Annotated in this window: 19 protein-coding genes; 5 read left to right on the plus strand and 14 right to left on the minus strand. The window is 70.5% G+C overall.

The window, feature by feature from the left end; all coding sequences use genetic code 11:
* Positions 1–88: 88 nt before the first annotated feature.
* The 8 genes from GF068_RS18000 to GF068_RS18035 all read right to left on the minus strand — a co-directional run bounded on the left by GF068_RS18000 (position 89) and on the right by GF068_RS18035 (position 8,208).
* Positions 89–2,002 carry a chloride channel protein gene (locus GF068_RS18000; protein ID WP_153820644.1) on the minus strand — a complete coding sequence of 638 codons (1,914 nt, stop codon included), beginning with the start codon at positions 2,000–2,002 and terminating at the stop codon, positions 89–91.
* Positions 2,003–2,112: 110 nt separating this feature from the next.
* Entirely contained in the window at positions 2,113–3,120 is a 1,008-nt protein-coding gene (gene bla / locus GF068_RS18005) for a class A beta-lactamase (RefSeq protein WP_170319547.1), read from the minus strand.
* A gap of 84 nt (positions 3,121–3,204) precedes the next feature.
* Positions 3,205–4,035 (minus strand): hypothetical protein, encoded by an 831-nt coding sequence (locus tag GF068_RS18010; RefSeq protein ID WP_153820646.1) that lies wholly within the window; start codon positions 4,033–4,035, stop codon positions 3,205–3,207.
* A gap of 77 nt (positions 4,036–4,112) precedes the next feature.
* Positions 4,113–4,739, minus strand: coding sequence for a hypothetical protein (locus tag GF068_RS18015; RefSeq protein WP_153820647.1), 627 nt, complete (start codon positions 4,737–4,739; stop codon positions 4,113–4,115).
* A 75-nt stretch (positions 4,740–4,814) separates the two neighbouring features.
* Positions 4,815–5,228: an MYXO-CTERM sorting domain-containing protein gene (locus tag GF068_RS18020; protein WP_153820648.1), complete on the minus strand. Its 414-nt coding sequence runs from the start codon at positions 5,226–5,228 to the stop codon at positions 4,815–4,817.
* Positions 5,229–5,269: 41 nt separating this feature from the next.
* Positions 5,270–6,241 (minus strand): P1 family peptidase, encoded by a 972-nt coding sequence (locus GF068_RS18025; protein WP_153820649.1) that lies wholly within the window; start codon positions 6,239–6,241, stop codon positions 5,270–5,272.
* A 15-nt stretch (positions 6,242–6,256) separates the two neighbouring features.
* Complete coding sequence (locus tag GF068_RS18030) at positions 6,257–7,483, minus strand: DmpA family aminopeptidase (RefSeq protein ID WP_153820650.1); 1,227 nt, start codon at positions 7,481–7,483, stop codon at positions 6,257–6,259.
* A 68-nt stretch (positions 7,484–7,551) separates the two neighbouring features.
* Complete coding sequence (locus GF068_RS18035) at positions 7,552–8,208, minus strand: TetR/AcrR family transcriptional regulator (protein WP_170319548.1); 657 nt, start codon at positions 8,206–8,208, stop codon at positions 7,552–7,554.
* Positions 8,209–8,386: 178 nt separating this feature from the next.
* Here GF068_RS18035 and GF068_RS18040 point away from each other — a divergent pair, with 178 nt between their 5' ends.
* The gene (locus GF068_RS18040) at positions 8,387–9,652 is read left to right on the plus strand and encodes a monooxygenase (protein WP_153820652.1); all 1,266 of its coding nucleotides are present in this window, start codon (positions 8,387–8,389) and stop codon (positions 9,650–9,652) included.
* Between the two features lie 7 nt (positions 9,653–9,659).
* On the opposite strand, the gene GF068_RS18045 is transcribed toward GF068_RS18040, so the two are convergent.
* Both GF068_RS18045 and GF068_RS18050 read right to left on the minus strand, forming a co-directional pair.
* The gene (locus GF068_RS18045; RefSeq protein ID WP_338046444.1) at positions 9,660–10,301 is read right to left on the minus strand and encodes a response regulator; all 642 of its coding nucleotides are present in this window, start codon (positions 10,299–10,301) and stop codon (positions 9,660–9,662) included.
* Positions 10,298–11,446 carry a sensor histidine kinase gene (locus tag GF068_RS18050; protein WP_170319549.1) on the minus strand — a complete coding sequence of 383 codons (1,149 nt, stop codon included), beginning with the start codon at positions 11,444–11,446 and terminating at the stop codon, positions 10,298–10,300. Before GF068_RS18050 ends, GF068_RS18045 begins: the two co-directional genes overlap by 4 nt.
* 188 nt (positions 11,447–11,634) lie before the next feature.
* Here GF068_RS18050 and GF068_RS18055 point away from each other — a divergent pair, with 188 nt between their 5' ends.
* Both GF068_RS18055 and GF068_RS18060 read left to right on the plus strand, forming a co-directional pair.
* Complete coding sequence (locus tag GF068_RS18055; RefSeq protein WP_153820654.1) at positions 11,635–12,798, plus strand: alpha/beta hydrolase family protein; 1,164 nt, start codon at positions 11,635–11,637, stop codon at positions 12,796–12,798.
* Positions 12,799–12,983: 185 nt separating this feature from the next.
* Positions 12,984–14,060, plus strand: a complete 1,077-nt coding sequence (locus GF068_RS18060) for a class I SAM-dependent methyltransferase (RefSeq protein ID WP_153820655.1) — start codon at positions 12,984–12,986, stop codon at positions 14,058–14,060.
* Between the two features lie 75 nt (positions 14,061–14,135).
* On the opposite strand, the gene GF068_RS18065 is transcribed toward GF068_RS18060, so the two are convergent.
* The gene (locus GF068_RS18065) at positions 14,136–16,082 is read right to left on the minus strand and encodes a M56 family metallopeptidase (protein WP_153820656.1); all 1,947 of its coding nucleotides are present in this window, start codon (positions 16,080–16,082) and stop codon (positions 14,136–14,138) included.
* Positions 16,079–16,465, minus strand: coding sequence for a BlaI/MecI/CopY family transcriptional regulator (locus GF068_RS18070; RefSeq protein WP_153820657.1), 387 nt, complete (start codon positions 16,463–16,465; stop codon positions 16,079–16,081). The genes GF068_RS18065 and GF068_RS18070 overlap by 4 nt, the downstream gene beginning before the upstream one ends.
* Before the next feature lie 139 nt (positions 16,466–16,604).
* On the opposite strand from GF068_RS18070, the gene GF068_RS18075 reads away from it, so the two are divergent.
* A complete protein-coding gene (locus GF068_RS18075) occupies positions 16,605–17,228 on the plus strand; it encodes a glutathione S-transferase family protein (protein WP_153820658.1) in 624 nt (207 codons plus the stop codon).
* A 6-nt stretch (positions 17,229–17,234) separates the two neighbouring features.
* Here the strand turns inward: GF068_RS18075 and GF068_RS18080 are convergent, their stop codons facing one another.
* Positions 17,235–17,534: a LysR family transcriptional regulator gene (locus tag GF068_RS18080; RefSeq protein WP_153820659.1), complete on the minus strand. Its 300-nt coding sequence runs from the start codon at positions 17,532–17,534 to the stop codon at positions 17,235–17,237.
* Between the two features lie 106 nt (positions 17,535–17,640).
* Between GF068_RS18080 and map the strand changes: the two genes are divergently transcribed.
* Positions 17,641–18,423 (plus strand): type I methionyl aminopeptidase, encoded by a 783-nt coding sequence (gene map, locus GF068_RS18085; protein ID WP_153820660.1) that lies wholly within the window; start codon positions 17,641–17,643, stop codon positions 18,421–18,423.
* A gap of 59 nt (positions 18,424–18,482) precedes the next feature.
* Here the strand turns inward: map and GF068_RS18090 are convergent, their stop codons facing one another.
* On the minus strand, positions 18,483–18,821 hold the full coding sequence (locus GF068_RS18090; protein ID WP_153820661.1) for a hypothetical protein: 339 nt from the start codon (positions 18,819–18,821) through the stop codon (positions 18,483–18,485).
* Positions 18,822–18,846 lie beyond the last annotated feature (25 nt).

Here is an 18,846-nt window from a genome sequence, read left to right on the forward strand (position 1 = left end):
AGAGCCCGAGCCCGCCACGCTCGGGCAACGATCGAGGAGCGGAGCGAGGAGGCCCCAGGCTCCTCCGCGCGCCTTCATCCAGAGAAGATCAAGCCGCCCGCTCTTCGCGCGGCGTCGAGTCGAGGTAAGCGCGGCTCACCTCGGATTCGTCGAGGAAACCCACGATCCTGCCCGAATCGTCGACGACGGGCACCTCCCGCACGCCCTGCGCGAGCAGCACCTCGGTCGCCTTCCTCAAATCATCGTCCGGCCGCAACGTCACGGGCGGCTGCATGGCGTCGGCGGCGACGGTCAATCCCTCGAGCTCGCGCTCCGTGGCCAGCAAACGCACGACGTCACTCGTGATGACCCCGGCCATCTTGCCGTGCGCGTCGAGCACGGGGAACACGTCCTGCCAGCCCGTGTCGGCCGCGAGGCGGAGGACCTCGTGCACGGGCGTCGCGAGGGCAAAATGGACGAAGGGCCTGCCGGCGACCATCACGTCGGCGACCTTGAGGGAGCGGAGCACGTCGAGCACGCCCGGCGGATGCGCCGGAGAATCACGCTGCGTGGGGACCTGGGCCGAATAAAGCGAGCGATCGCGAAGCGCCACGAACGCAATGCCCTCGGCCAGCATGAGCGGCACGAGCAGGTCATAGCTGCCCGCGAGCTCGCAAACCATGACGAGCGAGCCGATCGGCACGTGCGCGACGCCCCCGTAAAACGTGCCCATCCCGACGAGCGCGAAGGCGCCGGGGTCGATGCGCGGATCGCCGATCGAGAGCTCCGCGATGCGGCCGAACGCGCCCCCGACGAGCCCGCCGATCGCCAGCGACGGGGCGAAATCGCCGGCGCTGCCGCCCGTGCCGATGGTGAGCGACGCGGCGACGATCTTGAGCACCGCGAGCACCACGAGCAGCTCCACGCCGTGCCAGCCCTCGGGCAACCACGACGCGCCCGTGATGGCCACCTGCGCGGCGCCATAACCGCCCCCGAGCACGCCGATCCCCTGCCCCGCCGGCACGACGTGCCACGCGCCGAGGAAAAGCAGCAATGGCACCGCCACGAGCCCGAGCGCGAGCCCGCCAACGCCCGGGCGCGCCCAGTCGGGGACGGGCAGGCGCGCAGAGGCGCGCTTCACGAAGTCCATCGTCTTGAGGAATACGATGGCCGAGAGCGCGATGAAGATGGCGAGGAGCGCATAAAGCGGCAGGTGCGCCGGGACGAACGGATACCGCGGCGAATGCGCGAACAGCGTGGCCTCGCCGAAGACCGAGATGAAGACCGAATACGAAAGGACGCTCGCGAGCAGCGCGGGGACGAGCGCGTCGTTCTCCACGTCGTCGCGGTAGAGGACCTCGGTGGCGAGCAACGCGGCGCCGAGCGGGGTCCGGAAGATCGCGCTCATGCCGGCCGCGACGCCCGAGATCATGAGGATACGCCGCTCGCGGGCCGAGACGTTCAGCGTCCCGGCCACGAACGACCCGAACGCCGCGCCGATCTGCATCGTGGGCCCCTCGCGCCCGCCCGCGCCGCCCGTCCCCAGCGTGAGCGCCGAGGCGAGCGCCTTCACCCAGATGACGCGCCGCCGGAGCACGCCGCCGTGGCGATGAAATGCCTCGATCATCGCGTCGCCGCCGCCTCCGCGGCATTCGGGCGCGAGGCGGGTGACGAGCCCGCTCGCGAGGCCGCCGAGGCCGGGCAACATGAAGAGGACCCAGGGACGGAAGGTGCCCGCGGCGTGCTCGCCGAAGAACGCCTCGCCTGCGGCGCGCAGCGCGCGGTAGCCGGCGAGGCCCGCGAGGAAGAACCGATCCAGGAGCTCGATCGCCGCAAAAAACACCACGGAGACGACGCCCGCCCCGACCCCGACCAGCGCCGCGTGGAACAAGGTGCGGCCCACGAGGCGCAGGTCGATCGGCGAGGCCTCGACGAAGAGCGCGGAGAGGATCCCCTGCGCGCGTGGCGTCGGAAGGGGCGTCCGTGTGGCGCCGGGGCCGGGTTTGTCCGGGGATGGATCCATTGCAGGCTCGGCTGAAAAACTCGCCGAGTCTAGACGAGGGTGTCGGCGAAGGGCAACCTCGAAGCGTCGTCAGCGCTGCGGGGAGCCCGGAAAACCAGCGATCCGCGCCGTCAAGTCCCGCCAGGAGGCGTGCTCGCGAGGGCCCCCACGGCGGCGCGCGCGACGTCGGCCAGGGCCGCCTCGCGGGTCTCCTGAGGCGCATTCGAGTCCGTCAAGAGCGCCACGATCACGAGCTTTCGCCCGTCCGGCAGCGTGGCGATGCCGATGTCGTTCGTCGCGCCATTGCGGCCCTCGGTATCCGCGGACGTCCCGGTTTTGTGCGCCAAACGCGCGCCCGGCGGGAGCCCCGCGCGTAGCCTCTGCGCGCCGGTCTTGGTCGCGTACATGATATCGAGCAGGACACGCGTCGACGTGGGCCCGAGCATCTCGCCGCGATCGAGCTTCAACAGGAAATCCGCCGCGGCTTCGGGCGTCGTCGTATCGCGGGGATCACGCAGGTAGGCCTCGTAGGCGCGGAGCTGCTCGTCCTTGGGCACCCGAGCGACCGCGGCGTCCATCCCCTCGCAGGTGGACATGGCCGGCTCGTAGGCGGCGAGCCCATGGAACTGGAGCTGCAAATCACGCTCGTACCGATCGACGCGTATCCCCACGACGGCCGATTTCGAGAGCAAAACATTGACGCTCTCGGGGCCGCCGAGCTGGTGCATGAGCACGTCGGCCGCCGTATTGTCGCTCGTGGTGACCGACTCCGTGATCAGGTCGAGCACCGAAAACGATTGTGCCTCGCCCTGGAAGCTCTCCGCGAGCGGGCTCCAGCAGACGCTCAAATCGTCGCGACGCACCTCGATCTTCGTATCGAGCGAGAGCGCGCCCGCGTCCACGCGCGCGAGCACCGCCGCGGCGAGCGGCGCCTTGAAGGTGCTCTGCAGAGGAAAACGCTGGCCCGCGTGGTGCACCCACCGCTCCCCCGAGGTCGGCTCGACCACCGCGACGCCGAGGCGACCCCCCGAGCGCGCTTCGGCCGCGGCGATGTCCCGTTCGAGGCGCGTCACGTCGAGCGCGCGAGGCGGGGCGGCACACGCGCAGAGGAGGACGGCGGCGACAGAAAAAAGCGACAAACGTATCATGGTCCGCGACGAACGCGCGAGGCAAGCGCGTTATTCCAGGGTGTACACGTCGACGACGACGCCTCGGACAAACCCTCATTTCGCTCCGCCATCCAGCGCCGCCAGCGTCTTCTGCCATTTCTTCTGGGCGGCGATGTCCTTCGCCGACCGGCGGTCCGACGCCGAGACGGCCGACGCGGACCAGCCCGCGCCGATCAGGAGCGAGACGGTCTTGGCCACCTCCTCGTCGTTTTTCCCGTGACGCACGGCCTCCCAGACCGCGGCCTCGCCTCTCGGGCAGGCGTCGGGCTTGATCCCGCGGTCGAGCGCCGTCTTGACGAACTCGTAGCTCCGGCCGAGGAGCGGGCAGCGGCGATGCGCCTCGGGGCGGGTCGAGTCGCGCATGTCGGCGCCCGCTTCCAGGAGGAGGGCCAACGCGGGAGCATTGTCGTATTGCGCGGCGCGGCCGACGGCCCGGTCGAGCGCCGAGCGGTCCGGGCCCTTGGCCAGCTCGGCCTTGACGTCTTCGAGATCGCCGTCGGTCGCATAATAAGCGAGCATGCTCCCGTACGTGCTCTTCAGCGCGACGATCTGGAGCCCGCGGCCGACGACGACGAGCAAGGCGAGCGCGCCGAGGAGGATGCCGACCCGAAGCAGCGGCTTGCCTTTGGCCTCGGTGAACTTGCGGCGCACGAGCCCGCCGAAGGCCGTGAGCCCGATCAGGAGCACGCCCGCCGCAGCGACGCCGGCGCACTCCTCGTAGCTGCTCGGCAGGGGCGTGCTCGTGCCATACACCGAGAGCGCGAGCTTCAGGTCGAGCGCGGTGTTGAGCACGCCGACCAGGGCGACGAGCACGCAGCCCCCGCCAATGAGGATCCCCAGGAGGCCGACGATACCGCCCTCCGACGCCTTTTTCGTCTCCGCCATGCGCTTGTCCCTCGTTCGTCCGGGGAGACCTTATCGCAGAAAGTCGCCAGGATGGGAACGAGCAGATGCGCGGGGCATCAATTCGGCGGCGGGCCCTCGTTCTCGAGGTGCTTCTGCAAGAGCCCGAGCTTGTTCCGCGCAGAGAGGACCTGCTGCCGCAGCGCCTCCGCCTCGCGCGAGAGGTCCTGCGCTTCGGCCTCGCGCGCGTCGTGCACGAGCTGCTGCGCGCCCTCGACGACCGCGCCGAGCCCCTCGAGCGCCTGCGCGATCGACGCGCGGAGCTCCGTACGATCGGAGCCGTCGCCGGGCTCGCGCTTGACCGCCGCGGCCCGCTGCATGATCACGTTGACCTCGGCCGCCTGCGTGCCGAGCTGCGCGAAGCGCTCGCGAAGCTCCATGAACTTCGCGGCGCGCGCGTCGATCTCCCCCACCCGCGCGTTGATCGTCGCCGCCGCCGCCGCCTGCCGGTCACGCGCGGCGTTCACGGCGTCGACGAGCGCCTTCAAATGCTGGGCGAAACGCGACTGCGAGGCCGCCGCGTCGCTCGTGGCCCGCGCCGCTTGCTCGATGCCCTTCTGCGAGTTCAGCGGCGCCCGCCCGACCCCCGCGGCGAGCTCTTCGAAGCGCCGCAGCTCCTGCTCCAGGGAGAGCGCTGCGGCCGCGAGCTCACCTCCCTCGTCCCGACGACGATCGTCCTTGCTCATACGCCGAGCATATCACGGGTTTCTCCTTCCGGAACGGGCAGGATGGCGGCCGTTCACGCCGAACCTCGCCGCGCATCAGCTCGACCGTCGCGGCGCCGACGTCCGACGACGCCGCGCCCACGCGATTCCCATACCGGCGAGGAAAACGACCATCCCCGCGCCCCCCGCGGCCCCCGCCGAAGCACAAGCGCCGCAGCCACCGCCGACCACGCGCGTCTCCGGCTTCACGCCCGCCGGGCAAAAAAAGACCGAATCGCCGGCGCCCTGCCTGTGGCGGCAAGCCTCCACGAGCCCTTTCTCGCGGAGAGGTGCTGCGCAAAGCTCGAACTGCTCCTTGTCGCTCGGGCTATCGCCATAGTGCCCCCAGCACGACTGACAGCCGAGCCCCTCGACGTCGCATTCGTTGCGCGGCCCCGGCACGTCCGCCGCGGCGAGGACTGTGAACGTCGAGATCATGGTGAAAAGAAGTGTCGAGAAGAAGATTCGCACGCGTCCCTTGTAGCGCACGGAGAGAGCCGCGTCGATACCGTCTAGAGCTCCCCGAGGGAAGTGATGACCTCGGCCGGCGCCTTCGCCGCCGTACGCCCCTTCCGCCCCGTCACCGCCGCCGCTCCCCCGAGCGCCTTTCCCAGCGCCCCCCGCGCCGCGCGGGCCGCCGCGTCGCAGAGCGGGCCGAGCCCGGCCACCCCGAGCCGCTGCGCCTCATAAAGCCGCCCCGGCGGCGCCGTGAGGGACCCGTCGATCGTATTCGCCACCGAAAAGACGAGCGCGAGCCGCCCCTCTTCGCCGCCGATCGTCGCGGCCGCGTCGACCCCACGCATCGCGGCCTCACCCAGCCACCGGAGCTCCTCGGGGAAAAGCGGCGCGTCCGTCGCGACGATCGCCGCGAATCCAGGCGAGGCCGCGCGCACGGCCCCCCCGCGCGGCGCGCCGCCGTTCGCCACGAGCAGCACGCCCACGACAAACGGGTTTTCCCCGACGCGCGCAGCGGCCGAGGCGTCCCCCACGCCGCCCTTGTACCCGAGGGCCACGAGCCCCCGGCCAATGCCCACGCTCCCCGAGGCCGGCACGTCGCCGCGCGCCGCCTCGCACGCGGCGAGCACGTCGTCGTGCTTCACCCGGCGCCGCCGCAAATCGTTCAAATACCCGTCGTCGATCCCCACCACGACGGGCGGCCAGCCATCGTCGACCGGCAGCTCCGGGTCCCGCCTGTGCCCCCGCGTGATCAGCGCGTCGTAGGCCGCGCCCACGCTCGTCGCATTGCAGAGCACGATCGGCGACGCGAACGTGCCGAAATCCTCCGCCACCTGCACGCCCGTGAAGGCGAGCCCCGCGCCGGCGACGTACACGCCGAGGGAAAACTTCCGATGACGCACGGACGGCGGACACGGGAAGATCACGGTCACGCCCGTCTGTACGTCGCCCTCGGCCACGGTCAGGTGCCCGACCTCCACGCCGGGGACGTCGATGATCGAATGGCGAAGCTCGCGATCGGACGGCATGGTTCTATGCGGCTCCTAACGTGTCGGGATCGGACGGCCGTACTTGCGCATGATGTCGGGCAACCTGTCGAGCGGCAGCGCGTAGGCCGTATTTCCGTGGATGCCGGTCGTCGTCCGGGCCATCGCCATGGCATTGAGCACGGCCTCCTCCGTCGCCTCGACCGCGGCCTCGTGCGCCACGCTGATGTGCTCGTCGTTCCAGACGGGCGCCGCGGTCAGGGCGGCGCCGCGCCGCACGCGGACGCCTGTCGAAAAGAAGAGCAAAAGATCCCCCGACCCGTGCATCGAGACCGCGCCCGTCCGCCCCAGGCCGAGCGCCATCCGCTTCGCCAGCCTCCCGAGCTGCACCGGCGTCATCGGCGCGTCGGTGGCGCCGATGATCAAGATCGATTTCGTCTTCCTGCCCTCGAAGGGCATTCCCTCCGTGATCTCTCGACCCACCGGCACGCCGTCGATCCGGAGCTGATGCCTCCTGCCGTGGTTCGCCTGCACCAGGACGCCGAGCGTGTAGCTCCCCATCGAAGCGGGCAGCCGCCTCGACGCGGTCCCGATGCCGCCCTTGAATTCGTAACAGAGCATTCCCGTGCCGCCGCCCACGGCCCCCTCCTCGACCGGGCCGCCGCGCGCCGACAGGATGGCCTCGCGCACGTGCGCGTCCGTGAGGTGCCGGCCCTCGGCGTCGTGCAGGAACGCGGCCCAGGTCTCGCCCACGATCGGCGTGGGGACGGGCGCGGTGTCGCCGATCTCGGGGTACGTCTCCAGCATCCAAGCGAGCGCGCCGTCCATCACCCGGCCGATGTTCGAGGTGTCGGTCAGGAAGATCGGCGTCTCCAGGAGGCCGCGCCGGTCCAGCGTGGTGACGCCCGTGAGCTCACCATTGCCGTTCAACGTGAAGCGCGCCGCGGGCAGATTGTCGCGCCAAACATCGTCGCCGGGCATGATCACGGTCACGCCGGTGCGGATCGGGCCGCGACCGGGCACGAGCGGGCCTTCGCCCTCGATACGCGTCAGGTGGCCCACGCGCACGCCGGGCACGTCGGTGATCGCATTGTGACGGCCGGGCGGCAGCGCCCCGATGGCGATCCCGAGGTCCCGGATCCGCCGCCGGACCGCGGGCGCTCTCGGCACCTCGGCCGGTAAAACGTTACATCCGGCGGCCTCGAGCGCCGCGAGCGCGCCGCCGGCCAGGAGCACGCGGCGCGAGACGGTCCGCCCTTTCCCGAGGTCGCTCTCGTCGGCCATCGGCGCGAGTATGCAGATCTGGGCAGCGGTTGGGAAGCTTCACGCGACCACACGGCGCGGCCGCTCCTTCAGCCTGGGACTTTTTCCCGCCTGTGGCGCCCGGGGCGCCGCCGTGGCTCGGGGCGCTCGCCGAGGAGCTGCTGGACGAGCAGGCGCGCGAACGGCTCGGCCCCCGCGCGCTCGTGGAGGCCGCGGGGAACGAATCCCTCGCAGAGGCGTGGCGCGAGGCAAACCAGATGAAGGGCGGACCAGAATGCAGCGACGGAGAGGCGCTGCTCCTCCTCCGTGCCTCTCGGCAAGGCGAGGCGCACGCGCCGGAAAAAACCTTCGAGGAAATCGCGGTACGCCTTCACGGCCTGACCCGAGTAGTCCTGACGCATGATGGCGTCGTGCAGGTGAGCTGCGCTGAGACGCGGATACCGCACGGCGTCCGGCAAGAGCTCCCGCACGAAGCGCTCGAGCGCGACGCGCACGTCCCCGCGCTCGGCCTCGATGCATGCGTCGAGCTCGCGGAGCTGCCCGCCGAGCCCATTCTCCAGCGTACGCGCGAGCACCGCCTCGACGAGCCGCTCCTTGCTCCCGAAGTAATAGTTGATCGCGGCGACGTTCACGCCCGCTCGCTGGGCGATCGCGCGCACCGTGAGGGACTCGATCCCTTCGCGCGCGACGACCTCGATCGCGGCCTCCATGATCCGCTCGCGCGCGCCGCCCTGCTCGCTCTCCATCGCAGACCGACCTCTAGCCCAGATCCCGCGAAGCCGTCGAGCCCCCGCAGCCCTCCTCGTGGGCGCCGACGTCGGAATCCTGCTCTTCGCTGAACGAATCGGCTCCTCAAACAACTGTTTGAAACAACCGTTTGAACCTGCGCCGGACCGAACACGCGCAGGCGTGGAGAGGTGTGTCATGCGTGATGAAAATGCCTGGAAACGAAGGGCGTTTGGGTTGATTTTTGCAGTTTGCGGGGCCGCCGGGGCGGCCGCGTGTGGCGCGGAGCCGGAGCCCGGGCCGACGTGGTACCGGGACATCCAGCCGCTGGTCGAACGATCGTGCGCCGCGTGCCACGACGGGGTCGGCGTGGGCAGGGTGGACCTGCGGGACGCCGCGACGGCGCAGGCGCTCGCGCCCACGATGGCCGCGCGGGTCGCGTCGGGCGAGATGCCGCCTCCCGCGCTCGACCCTTCGTGCCGGCCGTATGCAGGCGCGGAGAAGATGTACCTCTCCCCGGAGGAGCGCGCGCGTTTCCGCGCGTGGGCCGCGGCCGGCGCGCCGCTCGGCGATCCGGGCGAAGCGGCGCCGCCGCAGCACGGCGCCGCGCATATCGAGGATCCGGACCTCGTCTTCGAGATGCCCGAGGCGCACGAGGTGGCGCCGGACGACGACGGCAATGAATACTGGTGCGTCGTGCTCGACAATCCGCTCGCCGCGACCGCGTGGATCAAGGCGATCGAGGCCGTGCCCGGCGACCCGTCGGTCGTGCATCACATCGCGCTCTACCGCGACGCGGGGCACGACGCGGGCGCGGGCTACGGCGTCCCGCCGGGCACGAAGGGCTTTCCGTGCCGGAACCCGATCCTGGAGCTCGACTGGCAGCTCCTGCACGGCTTCGCGCCGGGCGTCTCCGTGATGGAGCTGCCGAAGGGCGCGGCGATCCGGCTCGATCCGGGCGAGCAGATCGTGATGCAGATGCATTATTACGCGTCGAAGCCCGGCGCGCTCGATCGGTCGGCGTATCACATGCGCCTCTCGACGGAGGCGCCCGCCGCGGAGGTCTTCATGGACGTCTTCGGCCCGGTGCCATTCACGATCCCCGCGGGCGCCTCGCAGCACGTCGAGCGGAGCGCGGTCACGAACGAGGGCGAGCCGATGACGATTTACGGCCTCCTGCCGCACATGCACCTCCTCGGCCGCTCCTACGACGCGTGGATCGAGGACGACGCGGGCGCGAACACGTGCGTCGCGCGGGGCCATTTCGATTTCCACCACCAGGCGCTCTACATGTTCGACGAGCCGGTCGTGTGGCAGCCGGGTCAGCGGTTCGTCACCGAATGCACCTGGGACAACTCGACGACGGCCAAAGGGCAGACGTCCTTCCCGCCGCTCGACGTCGCCTGGGGCGAGGGCACGAACCAGGAGATGTGCTTCATGGTCGCGTACGTGTCGAAGCCTTGAGCCGTCGCTAGATACATCCGAGCTCGATCGCCCGCAGCACGGCCTTCGTCCGATCCCGCACCCCGAGCTTCGAGAAGATGCTCGACGCGTGGTTCTTCACGGTGCCCTCGGCCGTCCCGAGCATCTCGGCGATCTCGCGGTTGCTCGCCCCCGAGGCCATGAGGCGCAAGACCTCGACCTCGCGCGCCGTGAGCGCGGCCATGGGCTCGATCACCGGGACGTCGAGCTTCAAGCGGTCGAGCCCGCGGAGGACCTTCTCGGTGATCGCCGGGTTCCAGAGCGTGCCGCCCGCGTGCACGGCGCGGATCGCCTCGGCGAGCTGCTCGAGGCCGATGTCCTTCAACAGAAACCCCCGCGCCCCGAGCCGGATCCCCGCCGCAGCGACGGCGTCGTCGTCGAACGTCGTGAGCAAGATGGCGGGAGGCGCCTTGTTGTTTCCCCGCAGCGCCGTGAGCACGTCGAGCCCGGTTTTTCGAGGCATTCGCACGTCGAGCAGGAGCACGTCGAGCGCGGTCGTCGCGACGATCGCGAGCGCCTCCTCGCCGTCGCTCGCCTCGGCGGCGACCCGGATGTCGGGCGTGAGCGCGAGCAGGCTCTTGATCCCCTGCCGCACGAGCGTCTGATCGTCCGCGAGCAAGACGTGAATCACGGCGCACCTCGGGGGAGCGAGCGCGGCGGAACGACCACGCGTAATTCGAACCCTTTGCCCGGACCGGGCCTCACGGTCAAGGCCCCACCGAGCGCAAGGGCCCGCTCGCGCAGCCCCGAGAGCCCGCTGCCTTCCTCGACGCCCTCCGCGCCCTGCCCGTCATCGCGCGCCTCGAGCACGAGCCCCTCCGGCCCCTCGGCGACGCGGACCCAGACGTTCTCCGCGCCTCCGTGGCGCGCCGCATTCGTGATCGCCTCCTGCACGCCACGAAAGAGCGCGTGGGCGAGGGCGTCGTCGTCGATCCGGAGGTCCTCGGCGATATCGACGTGCACCCGCGGGCGCGGCAAACCCGCGGCGAGCGCCTCGATCGCGCGGGGCAGGTCGAGCGCGCGCTCCTCGCGCATCGCGCGCACGACGCCGCGCACCTCGGAGAGCGTGCTCTTCGCGAGCTCGTGCGCCCGCGCGAGGGCCTCTTCCCCGGGCGAAGTGCGGCGCGCGAGCTCGAGGTGGATGCTCATCGCCGTGAGGTGATGGCCGACGGCGTCGTGCAATTCGCGCGCGATGTGCAGCCGCTCGGCCGTGCGCGCGCTCTCGGCGAGCATCACCTGCGCGGCGTGGAGCTCGGCCGCCGCCCGCGAGAGCTCGGCGCGCGCGGCCGCCTCGTGCCGCGCCAGCGTCCCGATCGTGGTGGCGAAGAGCTGAAAGCCGAGCACGCCCGCCGTCCAGAACGCCGCCTGGGCCACGTCCGCGCGCCCCACGTAAAAAGGGAAGATCGCCGCGGTCTGCGCGGCGACCCAGCCGAGCGCGGCGACGCGCGGCAGGAGCAACGACGCTTGCGCCGCCACGATCGCCAGGAGCCCCGCTTCGAGCCACAGGTCCCGGAGGTGCACGAGCACGAGCGCGGCCACCGATTGCGCCGCGAGCAGCACGATCCGGGTCCTCGGCCCGAGCCTCTCGAGCCTCGAGGCGCTCGTGACGAACGCGCCGAGGTACGCCGCGTGCGCCGCGAGGCCCGCGAGCGCGGCCCCGTCCGTGATACGCGCCGGATCCCGGAGGAGCGGCAGCAAAAACGGCTGCGCGATGGCGGCCCAAGCCAGCGTCCCCGCGACGAAGAGCAACATCCGGGTGGGCGGCGGCCGGTCCATGCGCGCGCCATCGTAGCGCCACGCACGCGCGCCTGTGCCGAAAGTCATGCTGGAAATCGACCAGGGACCATGACGAGCGGCACAGGCCCCCTCCCCTTTCGGGCCTCACGCTGGAGGTCATGGCGAACGTCACCTCGTTGCTCCCGACCTCGAACGCTCCTGCTCCGTCCTGCTACGCTCCCGCTGCGATGACCGAGACGAAAGCCCCCGCGAACGCGCCTCGCGAGCGGCGAAAGGTGGGGCGCGCCCTGCTCTTCGTCCTGCTCGTGGCGGTCGTGCTCCTCGCGCGGCCGGCGGATCGGCATTTGCGCGCGGCCTCGCTCCTCTTGCGCTTCGCGGACGAACACGCGCAGGGGTTCTTGCCGGACTACGGAAAATACGCGCTCGACGAGAGCGTGACCGAGGTGGCCTCCGCGCGTGGGCCCGTGCGGGCGCGCGTGTATTCGCCCGTCGGCGCCACGAATGCGCCCGGCGTGGTGATCGTCCACGGCGTGCATCGCCTCGCCATCGACGAGCCTCGCCTCATGCGTTTTGCCCGCGCGATCGCGGCTTCGGGCATCGTCGTGCTCACGCCCGAGGTCGCGGAGATCGCCGACTATCGCATCGACCCGGCCTCGATCGGGACCCTCGGCGCGGCCGCTCGTTCCTTGCGTGAGCGGCTCGGCGGCCGGCCCGTCGGGCTCATGGGCATGAGCTTCGCGGGCGGCCTCGCCCTGCGCGCCGCGTCGGCGGAGGCGTTCGCGGACGACATCTCGTTCGTCGTGGCGATCGGGGCGCACCACGACATGCGCCGCGTGCTTCAGTTTTTCAAGACGAACGAGACCACGTGGCCCGACGGGCACAAGGAGGCGCTCGCCGCGCACCCTTATGGCGCGCTGGTCCTTTTGTATTCGCATGTCGAGAGCCTCGTCTCGCCGGCCGACGCCCCCGCGGCGCGTGACGCGATCCGGCTCTTTCTCTGGGAGGAGCACGAGGCGTCGAAGGCGAAGCTCGCGGAGATGAGCGCCGAGGGGCGGGCGAAGGTCGAAATTTTGCTCGAAGGAAAGGCCGACGTGCCGGCGCTCATCGACGAGATCACGAGACACCCCGAGCAAGCCGGGGCGGTCTCTCCTGCCGGTCACCTCGGCGCGCTGCGCGCCCCCGTGTTCTTGCTGCACGGCGCGACGGATTCGGTGATCCCGGCGTCGGAGACCGAGTGGCTGGCGAAGGACGTCCCGTCTCCGCTCCTGCGCGCCGCGCTCGTGACGCCGGCCGTCGAGCACGTCGAGCTCCGCGGCGAGCCGACGGTCGCACAGCAATGGGAGCTCGTCCGGTTCATGGCGGGCGTGCTCGACGCGGCGAACGAAAACTGAAAGCACCTACGTGCAGCCCACAAGGGCGCCAAACGCAGCGCACGAGGTCGCGAGCGACCACACATTGTGATTTTATTCCTGGAAAAAGTGCGGACGTAATTTTCGCGTGATCCAGGGCGCGCCGTGGCAAACCGATTCGACGCCGCCGTTGCGTTCGCCTTTCCGTTGGGGCAAGGATGCGTCCCATGAAACGAAGTCTGCTTGCGCTGGCCTTGCTGGCCGCGCCGATGCTCGCCTGTGGCTCCTCGACGCCGGAGGTCCAGAACCCCGACGAGACGGCCACCGAGACCACCACCACGACGAACGCCGCGCCGACGGCGGCCCCGGCCGCGCCGACGGCCACGCCCGAGGCCACGAAGGAGCCCTCGCCCGAGGAGCTCAAGAAGCAGAAGGCCGCCCAGGAGCTCGCCGCCGATCGCGCCAAGTGGGAGGCCGAGGCGAAGGCCGAGGACACGCGCTTCACCCCGGAGATCAAGGCCGAGGCGAAGAAGCTCGCCGAAAAGAAGCACGCGTCGCTCGACGCCGCGCTGAAGGAAATCCTCGCGGGCAAGCACCGCGTGCCCAAGAACGTCGAGCGCGACAAGCACCGCCACCCCCAGGAGACACTGAAATTCTTCGGCCTGACGCCGAAGATGACCGTGCTCGAATACGGCCCCGGTGAGGGCTGGTGGACGGAGCTCCTCGCCCCGACGCTCGCCGCGCAAGGCAAGCTGCTCGTGACGACGACCGACCCGAAGGGCCCGCCCGAGGCGCGCAGCACGTTCTACGCCCAGCGCCTCTCGCGTTTCCTCGAGCGGTCGCCGGAGCTCTACGGCAAGGTCGAGAAGATCGTGATCGACCCGAAGAACCCGAAATTCGGGCTCGAAAACAAGGTCGACCTGGTGATCGTGATGCGCTCGATGCACGGCCTGCACCGCGACAAACTCCTGCCCGGCTTCCTCTCCGAGGTGTTCACGGCGCTGAAGCCCGGCGGCGTGCTCGGCGTGGAGCAGCACCGCGCCAAACCCGACGCGGACCCCGACAAGAGCGCGCCGCAGGGCTACCTGCCCGAGGCGTTCGTGATCAAGCAGGCCGAGGCCGCGGGCTTCAAGCTCGAGGGCAAGTCCGAGGTCAACGCGAACCCGAAGGACACGAAGGACCACCCCGAAGGCGTGTGGACGCTGCCGCCCACGCTGGAGCTCGGCGAGAAGGACAAGGACAAGTACATGGCGATCGGCGAGAGCGATCGCATGACGCTGAAGTTCGTGAAGCCGAAGAAGTAAGCATTCTGCAGGCACGACGAGGGCGCTCGGGGAAAACAACCCCGATGCGCCCTCGTTCGTTCGTGCTCCGCGCGCTCAGGGCGTCACGGTTTGTCCGAGATAACGCGCCGGATCGATCGCCTCGCCATTGTCGCGCACCTCGAAGTGCACGTGCGGCCCCCCTTCGGGCGTGCCGACCTCGCCGATCGCAGCCCCGCGCGTCACGGCCGCGCCAGGTCGCGCCTTCACGTTCGTGAGGCCGCGATATCGCGTCTCGATGCCGCGGCCGTGCGCGAGGACGAGCACGGGCTCGCCTTTCGAGCTCTGCTCGATACGCTCGACCGTCCCGTCGAGGGGCGCGAGCACCACCGTCCCGGGCGCCGCCGCGAGGTCCACGCCCTGGTGCAGGACATGGGGCTGTTTGGGCGCGGTGTCGCCAAAAGCCAAGGTCACGCGGGCGCCGGGGAGCGGGTGGGCCGAGCGGGAGGCCACCTTGCCGCGCACGCGCTCGCGCCAGGTGTCGTACGTCGCGGAGCGCGCCGCGTGGCGCTCGTTCCACATGCCGGTGGCGAGGGCGCGGTACGTCTCGGTCTCCTCGGAGAGCTCGGCCTTTCCGTCGAGCCACGCGCGCACGCGGCTCTCGCCGCCGTTGTACGCCGCGGCCGAGAGCTCGAACGCGCGCGCCGGGTCTTTCTTGCCAAACTCGGCGAACTGCTTGCCGAGATACGAGGCGCCGAGCTCGAGGTTGTAGGCCGGATCGAGCAGGCGCTCGTCCGCGTGATCGGTGATGCCGAGCTCCCCGGCGACCAGGCTCGCGGTCCGGGGCATGAGCTGCATCAGGCCGAGGGCGCCGCTCGGGCTCTTGGCCTTCGGATCCCCGCACGACTCGACGAGCGTGAGGATCGCGATGGCCTCGGGATCCACGTTGCCCTTGCGCGCGGAGGCGGCGATGGCCGATTCCCAGCGCGCGATGGCGGGAGGGAGCCAGGGAATGCCGAGCGCGGCGGCCTCTGTTTGCGCGGCCGTGACGCTCGGCTTCTCCGCGGCGGGCGGCGGCTCTCCCCCGCAAGCGGCGAGGGTGGCGAGGGCGAGGCCGAGCGTGCTCGCGAGCGCGAGCGCGGGCGCGGCGAGGGCGCGGCTCGTGGGCGGCTGGGGCGTGGTGCCATCGATCAGACGTCGAATTCTCATGACGAGCGAACCTCCATTCGAGCCGAGCGCGAGCTCGGGCGTACGTGCGCGCATCCCCTCGAGCGCGGCGAGGGCGCGGGCATAACGGACCGGATCCCCGACGGCCGCGACGGCGTCGTCGTCGCAGAGGTGCTCGCGCTCTCTCCGGGCGACACGAGAGACCCAGTGGACGGCGGGGTGATAGAACAACGCTGCCTCGACGATCGATTGCAGGATGTTCGTGAGGAAATCGAACCTGCGCACGTGCGCGAGCTCGTGCGCGAGCAGGGCGGAGAGGCAAGACGGCGAAAGGTCGGTGAGCGCATAGAGGGGCACGAGCACGACGGGCCGGAGCCAGCCGATGACCATGGGCACGTCCACGCGATCGGAGGCGAAGAGCCGCACGCCCTCCCGGACGCCGAGGCGCCGCGCGAGTTTGTCGAAGCGCACCTCGAGCGCCGAGGAGACGGGCATCGTGTGGTGCCGGATCAAGCTCGAGAGGCGCAGGAGACCCACGGCGAGGCGGGCCGACATGAAGAGCGCGCCGGCGCTCCAGGCCATGACGACGATCGCGGGCCAAAGAGGCGGCGCGCTGGCCTCCGCGGAGGCGGAGAGCAAGGCAAAGGCGTTCGGCGGGACGAACGGTACGGCCGCGAAGGATGCGTGAAAATAGGCGAACGTGACGGGCGGCGCGAGCGCCATGAGGGCGAGCGCGGCGCAGGCGGCCGTGTAACGCGCGGCGGCGTGGCTGCGCGGCAGGCTCGAGAGGGTCGCGGCGAGGAAGAGGGCGATCACCGCGCCCTGCCAGAGGAAATGGAGGAGCGCGAGCCCGAGCGCCGCGACGAACGGCGAGGTGGCGAGCGTGGCGAGGTTCATTTCGACTTCTTTCGCTCGATGTCGTCGAGGAGCGCGCGGATCTCGGCGAGCTCCTCGCGGGAGGCTCGCTCGCTCGAGAGCGCGCGCAGGACGAGCCGCGACGCGGAGCCGCCGAACGCCTTTTCGACGAGCTCGTGCACGAGGCCGCGTTGCGCCTGCTCCTCGGGGATCATGGCCCGATACACGTGGCTCTTGCCCGCCTCGTCCCGCTCGACGAGCCCCTTCTGGGCCATGATCTGCATGAGCTTGAGCACCGTCGTGTACCCCGTGCCCTGGACGGGCCTGAGGTCCTCGTGGACCTCACGCACCGTCGAGGGGCCGCGGCGCCAGAGGACGCGCAAGATCGCGAGCTCCGCGTCCGTGGGGAGCGACCTGTTCACCATGGCCCCATGATGTACGAAGTTCTTCGTAGATGTCAAGCGGAGCGCAGCATCATTTCCGCGCCGCCCGGCCGCGGCCCCCTCTTGTGCTGACCGTCCGTTCATGCCAAACAGCGGGGCCCAGAGGGAGGTTACCGATCACATGGCCATCACGTTTTATTACTCGCCGTACTCCAGCGCGGTTCGCACGCATTGGGCGCTCGAGGAGCTCGGCATCCCGTACGAGGGGATCCGGCTGGATCTGAAGGCGGGCGATCAGAAGAAGCCCGAGCTCCTGAAGCTGAACCCGAACGGCAAGGTCCCGACGCTCGTCGTCGACGACGTGCCCTATTTCGAGTCCGCGGCGATCAACATTCTCCTCGGAGAGAAATACGGCGTGGACAAGGGCCTCTGGCCCAAGGCCGGCACGCCCGCGCACGGGCGCGCGATGTCGTGGACGGTGTGGGCCGCGGCGTCGCTGCTCTCGGCCGGGACGCGGGTCATGTACAATACGTCGCCGGAGGCCCCGGAAGAGCAAAAGAATGCGGCGCAGGGCGAGGCCGCGCGCAAAGAGTTCGACGGGCTGCTCGACCTGCTCGACGCCGAGCTCAAGGACAAACCCTACCTGACCGGGGATACGTTCACGCTGGCGGACGCGCTCCTCGCGGCCGATCTGTGGTGGTACCAGATGGTGATCGTGCCCTCGCTGGCCCGCTGGCCCCACCTGCAGGCGTGGGTGGGCCGCTGCATGGAGCGGCCGGCCTTCAAGCGCGTCTCGGCGGGCTGAAGCCCGTCAGCGCGGCCGTGTCACGACGGGCGCTCCTGCCTCCGCCGGAGCGCCCGCCTGCACGGCCGTCACGGCCGCGTCGACCTGCGCCAGGATCGCGCGCGCGTGCGTGAGCATCGTCTCGCCCGACGGCAAGAGGCGCACCCCACGCGCCGTCCGCTCGAAGAGCGGGACGCCGAGCTCCTCCTCCAGGCTACGGATCTGCCGGGTCAAGGGCGGCTGCGCGATCCGGAGACGCGTCGCCGCGCGGGTCACGTTGCCTTCCTCGGCCACCGCCACGAAGTACTTGAGCTGCGCCAGGCTCATGCGAGATCGCTACCACGGCCCGGGCCCGGATCCAAGCGCCGCGCGAAAGCCATATCCAAACGGTATTGGACAACCGTCCTCGCGAGCCCTCATGCTCGCGGGCATCATGGCGACCATCGAGATTCATACGCTCCGCGCGGTCGAGGCCCTGCGCCACGCAGGCCGCGCCGCCGCCGCGACCCTCGCCACCGTGGCGGCGCGCCTCGCCCCCGGCGTGCGCGCCGACCAGATCGATCAATGGGTACGAGAGGACACCGCGCGCCGCGGCGGGCGCCCGAGCCAGCTCAACTACCACGGCTTCCCCGCCTCGGTATGCGTCAGCCGCAACCACGTGGTTTGTCACGGTATACCCACCGCAAAGGAGGTCCTCGCCGACGGCGACATCGTCAATGTCGACGTGACCACCGAGCTCGGCGGATATCACGGCGACACGTCGGCGACCTTCATCGTGGGCCGCTCCTCGCCGGAGGCGAGGCACGTCGTCGACGTCGCGCGCCGCTGCCGCGACGCCGGGATCGCCCAGGTCCGCGACGGCGCGCGGCTCGGCGATATCGGCGCGGCGATCGAGGAGCTGGCGCGCAAGGAGGGGTGCTCCGTGGTGCGCGAATACGGCGGCCACGGCATCGGCCGCGTGATGCACGCCGCCCCGCACGTGAGCCACGTCGGCAGGCGCGGCACGGGCCCGCGGCTCCGCGCGGGAATGGTCTTCACGATCGAGCCGATGGTCAACCTCGGGGGCGCGGCGGTCCGGCTGCTCGACGACGGCTGGACCGTGGTCACCGAGGACGGCTCCCTCTCGGCGCAGTTCGAGCACACGGTGGTGGTCACGCGGAATGGATGCGAGATCCTCACGCCCGAGCCCGAGGTGGCCATGGCCGTGGCGCTCTAGCCGACGCGAGCGTCGAATCTCGCGGCGCCGACGTGAATGCCGGCGCCCGCGGATTTGCCTCAGTTACACTGCTTCTCGAGCTGCTCGACCGCGGCGTTGCAGCCCTTGATCAGCCCGTCCCTCGTGGCGGGGTTCGCCGCGAGCGGCTTCCAGGCCTGCGCGCTCTGCTTCATCGCCGGCTCGAGCATGGGCTTGAGCTCGGGCTTCTTGCCCATGCAATCGGCGACCTTCTTGAAATAAGCGTCGCACTCCGGAACGCCGATCGACTCCGCCGCGGGCGCGGCCGCCGGCGCCGCCGCCGTCTCCGCCGGCTTGGCCTCGGGCTTCTCGTCTTTGCTGCAAGCCGCACCGAGCAGCATTGCGCTCATCATCACGAACCCAACCGCGAGTTTCTTCATTTCCGTCTCCGTCCTTCGTCGGCGC

Source organism: Polyangium spumosum, assembly GCF_009649845.1.
In the GTDB taxonomy this organism is placed as follows: domain Bacteria; phylum Myxococcota_A; class Polyangia; order Polyangiales; family Polyangiaceae; genus Polyangium; species Polyangium spumosum.